This is a genomic window from Cohnella sp. 56, assembly GCF_037963805.1.
GTDB lineage: Bacteria > Bacillota > Bacilli > Paenibacillales > Paenibacillaceae > Cohnella.
This window is the reverse complement of sequence record NZ_JAZDQE010000001.1, coordinates 758,168-764,673: the sequence shown is the minus strand read 5'-3', so window position 1 is coordinate 764,673 and position 6,506 is coordinate 758,168. Positions and strand designations below refer to the sequence as shown.

Here is a 6,506-nt window from a genome sequence, read left to right as displayed (position 1 = left end):
GCTCAGTCTTATGGCTTCTTCTTTGAATGCCTTGTCATACCTGTTCATGCGTCCTCGTCCCCTCGCTAGCTTTCATTTTATTTCATACGAGGGGGTTTTTCGACTGCATTTTTATCGTAGCACTCCAGGTCAGATACAACCTCTTTTGTTCCCTTGATAGCTGCAGCCCTCACTCGTACTTCACATGACTGTCGAACCCGCCGTCCGTCGGCACCACGTGATAGTACGTCGTGCCCGGCAGAAAAGCGAGCTCGCGGCTGTCCCGGTACAGCCGGATGACGTCGCCTTTGTCGCGCTTCCACTCGCAGGCGATCGCGTGACCCTGCTGGAACAGCACAGCCTGCCCGCCGCTGCTCAAGTCAATCACGAGACGGCCGTAATCGTCGTAGGTGCGGTGCTTGGCCGACAATACGACGAGATTGGCTGCGGCCAGCTGCTGCGAATTGTTCAGATCGATATGCGGTTTGCCGTTGATCGAACGGGCATACAGCTTGGTCGCCGCGTCGTAGTCGTAGGACACTTTGTAGTCGGACAGCTGGAACTTGAGCTCGACCTTGGCCGCCTCCGGATTGCCCGTCAGGTCCGGCGCCGGATTGAACTGCAGCAGCGGCTGTACGGGCGCCGTCTCCGCATACTTCATCTTGTGAGCGCCGGTATACAGCTTGTCCTGCGTCGAATAGAGATTGTGCGGCGCCTTGCGGTCCTTGGACCGGTAGAAGTAAGCGCCGGCATTGTTGATCTCGTCCATGTCGGCCTTGCCGGAGTGCTGCAGCAGGGCGAGCGCATCGTTGCTCGCGCCGGCATGCACGAGCACCCCGCCGTACCATTCGCCGATGTCGATCAGGTACGGCCGGATGCTGCGGATCGGTCCGATCGGTTCGTCGAACGTCTGGCTCTGGAAGATCGCCACGAGCCGGGTGATCCCGCCCTCCGCGAGAATCTCCCACACGGTATCCGCATGCGTCAAGCCGGACTGGGGGCGCGCGGCGCTGAAGTTGTTGATCATGACGCTGAGCGGCCTGCGCGTCACGGCCTGATCGACCGGCATGCCGGTGAGCGGCGCGAGGAAGGCGGCGGTCGGCTCGGCCGAAGCGGACGCCGAGGCCGTCGGGCTGGCGGATGGAAGTGCGGATGCGGTCTCGATCGGCGCCGTCGCGGGTTCGCTGCCGCCTCCGCATGCGCCGAGGACGGTCATCGCGGACGCCAGCGTCAACGCCAGCAGCGTTCGGCGCATCGCGCCCGGTGTTGTCGCGGTCATTCGGTTGCCTCCAGACAGATATGTATTATAGGTATTTCCATTAAACCACACCCGCCCCCCGCTTGTCCTGCCTGAGACTGAATACGCTGCCAATGTTCGATGAGCGCAGCAGCTCCGGCCTGAGGGATTTCGGTCAGAGCGATTGGCCTGAAGCCCGCCTCCGATGCCAAAAGAAACCTTTTCGCCTCGTATTCGTCTAAAGGATTACCACAACTGCCCTGACCTATAAAAATTGAGGTGACCTGTATGAGCGAGCCATTGCTGGCGTGGAACGAGAAGCTGGCGCAAGCAAAGAGAGACATGACGCTGCGGGCCAAATGGACCAAGCGTCGAACCGATCTCGCCCGCGAAGCGCAGCAGCAGCAGCGGGAGGTCGCGTATTGGTCGGAGCGGCTCGCGAGCGAGCAGGCAGATGTCGAACGACTGCGATCGTCCAGCTTTTCGCAATTTTTGCTGCAGTTGTTCGGCAAGCTGGACGATAAACTGTCCAAGGAAGAGCGCGAAGCGGCAGAAGCCAAGCTGAAGCACGATGCGGCAGCAGCCGCCCTGGCCGCATTGGAGCGCGAGCGGACCGAACTCGTCGGCAAGCTGGCCGAAGTCGAGCATGCGGAGCGCGATTACCGCGAGCTGCTCTCCATGAAGGAGCAATGGATTCGGCAATACGACGCGGACAAGTGGGCGGAGCTTGAAGCGCTGCCCGCAGAGATCGGACAGCTGCAGGCGATGATCGTCGAATTCGACGAAGCGATCCGCGCCGGGCTGGAGGTCGAAGGCGCGCTCGGGCAGGCGGAGGAGAAGCTGTCTTCGGCTAAAAATTGGGGGACATACGACATGCTCGGCGGCGGCATGATTGCGACGGCCGTGAAGCACGGGCGGATCGACGATGCAACGATGTACATTCATCAAGCGGAGGATGCCATGCGCCGGTTCCGCAAGGAGCTGGGGGATCTGAACTTGTCGCACGACAGCGCCGTGCCGCAGGTGAGCGGGCTGCTCAAGTTCTCGGATTATTTCTTCGACGGGCTGCTCGCGGATTGGATGGTCCAGGGACGCATCAACAATTCGCTTGAATCCGTCAGCAGCCAGAATCGCGACATCGGACAGTTGATCGGCAAGCTGCAGCGGGAGAGGCAGCAGCTGGAAAGCCAAATTAAGACGCTAAGCAACCGGCGGCAGGAGATCGTGGAGACTTACGGCGGCCGCTAATTCGGCACCATACGCCAGGTTGGCAGCGCGGGATGCATCGTTTATAATAAAAAGTAGCACAATCTAAAGGCAATGTTACCAACAGGTACAACCTCGGGTAAGCATTCGGGGTTGTGCTTTTTTTTGTGCATACGATGCTTGCCCAATCCCACAAAAGGAGCATGATCATATGATTCTCAGAGAAGCCGTGTACCATCGCCCCAAGCAGAACTTCGCCTACGCGGCGGACCGGCAGACGCTCCATCTGCGCGTTCGCGCGAAGCGCGGAGACCTCGCGCAGGCCGACGCGATCGTCGGCGACAAGTACGCCTGGGAGCGGACCGCCCAGTCCGTGCCGATGCGCCGCTTCGCGAGCGACGAGCTGTTCGACTACTGGGAGACGCCGGTCGTGCCGCCCTACCGCCGCCTGCGTTACGCCTTCCGGCTGACCGATGCGGACGAGACGCTCTATGTTACGGAAAAAGGCTTCGCCGACCGCCTCCCGCCGAACCCGGACGACTTTTTCGACTTTCCGTACATTAATCCGGTCGATGTGTTCGCCCCGCCCTCCTGGGTGAAGGATTCCGTCTTCTATCAGATCTTCCCCGAGCGCTTCGCGAACGGCGATCCGTCGCTTAATCCCGAGATCACGGAGCCTTGGGGCGGCGAGCCGACCCCGCGCAACTTCTTCGGCGGCGACCTGAAGGGCGTCCGCGACCATCTCGACCATATCGAGCGCCTCGGCGTCAACGCGATCTACTTCACTCCCGTGTTCGAAGCGACGACGAATCACAAGTACGACACGACCGACTACCTCAAGGTCGATCCGCACTTCGGCACCAACGAGGATCTCAAGGCGCTCGTCGAGGCCTGCCATGCCCGCGGCATCCGCGTGCTGCTCGACGCCGTGTTCAATCATGCGGGCAAGACGTTCCCCCCGTTCGTCGACGTGCTGGAGAAGGGCGAGGCTTCCGAATATGCGGGCTGGTTCCACGTGCGCGAGTTCCCGCTGCAGGTGACGGGCGGCATCCCGACGTACGAGACGTTCGCGTTCGAGCCGATCATGCCCAAGCTCAACACAGAGCATCCCGATGTTAAAAAGTACTTGCTCGACGTGGCCCGCTACTGGGTGGAGGAGATCGGCATCGACGGGTGGCGGCTGGACGTGGCCAACGAGGTGGACCACGCCTTCTGGCGGGAGTTCCGGCACACCGTGAAGTCGGTCAATCCCGAAGCCTACATCCTCGGCGAGATCTGGCACGATTCGATGATGTGGCTGCAGGGCGACCAATTCGACGCGGTCATGAACTATCCGTTCACGAATGCGGTGCTGGACTTCTTCGCCAAGGACAAGATCGATGCGGACGGCTTCGCCAACGCCATCGGCAAGCAGCTCGCCGCCTATCCGCAGACCGTCACGGAGTCGGCGTTCAACCTGCTCGACAGCCACGACACGGCGCGCCTGCTCACGCTGTGCGGCGGCAACGAGCGGCGCATGAAGCTCGCGGCGCTGTTCCAGCTCACATATCCCGGCGTCCCCTGCATATACTACGGCGACGAAGTCGGCATGGCCGGCGGCGGCGATCCCGGCTGCCGCGGCTGCATGGTGTGGGACGAGTCCGAGCAGGACGCGGACCTGCTGCGCTTCTACAGCGAGACGATCGCGCTGCGCCGGGCGCACGGCGCGTTCCGCGATGCCGACATCGCCTTCCTGCAGGCGGAGCGCGGCAGCGGCACACTCGTGTACGAGCGCTGCGGGACCGACGGCAGCCGCTTCATCATCGCGATGAACGCTAGCGTGCTGCCGGCCGAAGTATCCGTCGAAGCCGGCATCGCCGCATGGGAGAACGCCTACACCGGCGAGACCGCCCCGGTCGCGGGCGGACGCCTGCAAACCGTGCTGCCGGCGTTCGGCTACGCGGTGTGGCGGCAGGTGCAGTAGTGCCCGCGCAGCGCCAGCCGCGCTGTGAACCCTCCCGAGGGTCAGGTTGACTGCTTGCCGGCAACGTCGTGGGCGGGCGCCATGTGAAGGGGGCGCGGGGTGTCATAGGACGCTGACGTATATCCGATAACTGTAATTCTGCAGTTATTATCTCCTGAGCCTTGACACCTGGCAGCGATAACTGCATTTATACAGTTAACTTTCGCTCCCTCGCCGGATATAAGCCACTTTCCGTGAGCTTAACTGCATATTTGCAGCTATCGTTCCGAACATGTCGCATTCTCGAGCAATTAGCTGCATATTTGCAGCTACCGTGGGCTTGGCGCAATCCGGTTTTTAACCAACCAGCATTGCCTCTATCCCACCTGCCCGCCACTCCTCGCCTCCTCGTCGGAATCGGTTCGTCGCTGAACCAAAAAAGAGTCTGTCCCCAAGGCCGCTAACCTTGAGGACAGACTCTTCTTATTTCAATATAGCCGTTCCGTACGCCGGCAGCGTGATCGTGCCGTCCTTCAGCGCCGCACCCGCTTCGCTGGCGTACAGCAGCTTGCGGTACGCCTTCGCCGCGTCGGCGTCCAGCGCGATCGTCTGCGGCTCCGCCGTCAGATTGTGCGCGACGTAGACGCGCTCGTCCGCCGTCGCCCGCACATAGGCGACCGTGCCCGCAGGCGGCTCGGCCGCGACCGGCTCGATCGCACCGTCGCGCAGCGCCGCGGTCGACGCGCGCAGCGCGATCAGCTCGCGGTACCGCTCCAGCATCGAGCCCTTCGCGCCATCCTGCGCCTCCACGCTCACCGCCGGGTCCGTATTTGCGACCGACTGCTCCCAGCTCGTCTGCCCTTCGCCAGCACCGGACTGCGTCCAGCGCATCGGCTCGCGCTTCAGCTCGTCCGCGCCCGCGCCCTGCATGCCGAGCTCCTCGCCATAGTAGACGAACGGCCGGCCCGGCATCGTCAGCAGCATCGCGGCCGCCAGCTTGCCCTTGGCGGCATCGCCGCCGGCCAGGCTCATGAAGCGGTCCCGGTCGTGGTTGTCGAGGAACGGCGCGTCGATGTACTTGCCGCCCGACTCCCGGGCGTACACCTCGCTCGTCCGCGCCAGCCGGTCCGCGATATCCGCCGCGGTCCCCTTCGACGCCGCCTCGCGAATCCAGTCGCTCAGGTCAAAGCCGAACGTCGAATCGAGCGCGTCCTTTACATACGGTACGATGGCCCCGGCGCTCGACCACACTTCGCCCACCAGGTAAACGTCCGGATGCGCCCCGGTCAAGCCGCGCCGGAACTCCTGCCACCACGCCTGGTTTTTCTGCGCGATCTTCGGACTGTTCGCCTGCGTCTTGAAGTCCTCGTACACATGCTTCGCGGCGTCGAGCCGGAAGCCGTCCACGCCCTGATCGAGCCAGAAGTTGCCGATCTTGACCATCTCGGCGCGCACGGCGGGCTCGTCGAAGTTCAGATCCGGCATCCCGCTCCAGAACGTCCCGAGATAGTGATCGCCGCCGCGCGCGTGCCACGCCTCTCCGCCCGTCGCGCTCATCGCCGACGTCGACAGCCCGCGGTCCTCGGCCCACGTATACCAGTTGCGGCGCGGACTGTCCTTGCCCTCGGCCGACTCCGCGAACCACGGATGCTCCGAGCTCGTATGGTTGACAACGAGGTCCATCAGAACCTTCATGTGCCGCTTGTGCGCCGCCTTCAGCAGCGACTTGTAATCGTCCATCGTGCCGAACTGCGGATTGATGCCGTAATAATCGGTCACGTCGTAGCCGTGATAGCTCGGCGAAGGCTGGATCGGCGTCAGCCACAGACCGTCCACGCCGAGTCCCTCCAGATAGTCGAGCTTCTGCTCGATTCCTTTGAGATCGCCGACGCCGTCGCCGTCCGAATCGGCGAACGAGCGCACGAAGATCTCATAGTAAACGCCGGACGGGCCGTCCGGCGCTGTCTCCTTGCCTGGCGAGCAGGACGCCAGCAGCGAACCGCACAGCGCGATCGCCGCCGCCCCCGACACAAATCTTCTCATCCGCCCACCTCATTTTGCATTCGTCCGAGCCGCAATGCTTGCATATGGCAAATACCGCGTGCGACATACCGCTAGCGACATACCGCTAGCGACATGCCA

At 62.6% G+C, this 6,506-nt stretch carries 4 protein-coding genes; 2 read left to right on the top strand and 2 right to left on the bottom strand.

What is annotated here, in order from left to right; all coding sequences use genetic code 11:
- Window positions 1–169: 169 nt before the first annotated feature.
- Window positions 170–1,258: a DUF3048 domain-containing protein gene (locus tag VQ071_RS03025; protein WP_340512362.1), complete on the bottom strand. Its 1,089-nt coding sequence runs from the start codon at window positions 1,256–1,258 to the stop codon at window positions 170–172.
- Between the two features lie 246 nt (window positions 1,259–1,504).
- Between VQ071_RS03025 and VQ071_RS03020 the strand changes: the two genes are divergently transcribed.
- Both VQ071_RS03020 and VQ071_RS03015 read left to right on the top strand, forming a co-directional pair.
- Window positions 1,505–2,464, top strand: coding sequence for a hypothetical protein (locus tag VQ071_RS03020; protein WP_340512361.1), 960 nt, complete (start codon window positions 1,505–1,507; stop codon window positions 2,462–2,464).
- A gap of 172 nt (window positions 2,465–2,636) precedes the next feature.
- Window positions 2,637–4,385, top strand: coding sequence for an alpha-glycosidase (locus VQ071_RS03015; protein ID WP_340512385.1), 1,749 nt, complete (start codon window positions 2,637–2,639; stop codon window positions 4,383–4,385).
- Window positions 4,386–4,847: 462 nt separating this feature from the next.
- On the opposite strand, the gene VQ071_RS03010 is transcribed toward VQ071_RS03015, so the two are convergent.
- Window positions 4,848–6,407 (bottom strand): alpha-amylase family glycosyl hydrolase, encoded by a 1,560-nt coding sequence (locus VQ071_RS03010; RefSeq protein WP_340512360.1) that lies wholly within the window; start codon window positions 6,405–6,407, stop codon window positions 4,848–4,850.
- Window positions 6,408–6,506: the final 99 nt, after the last annotated feature.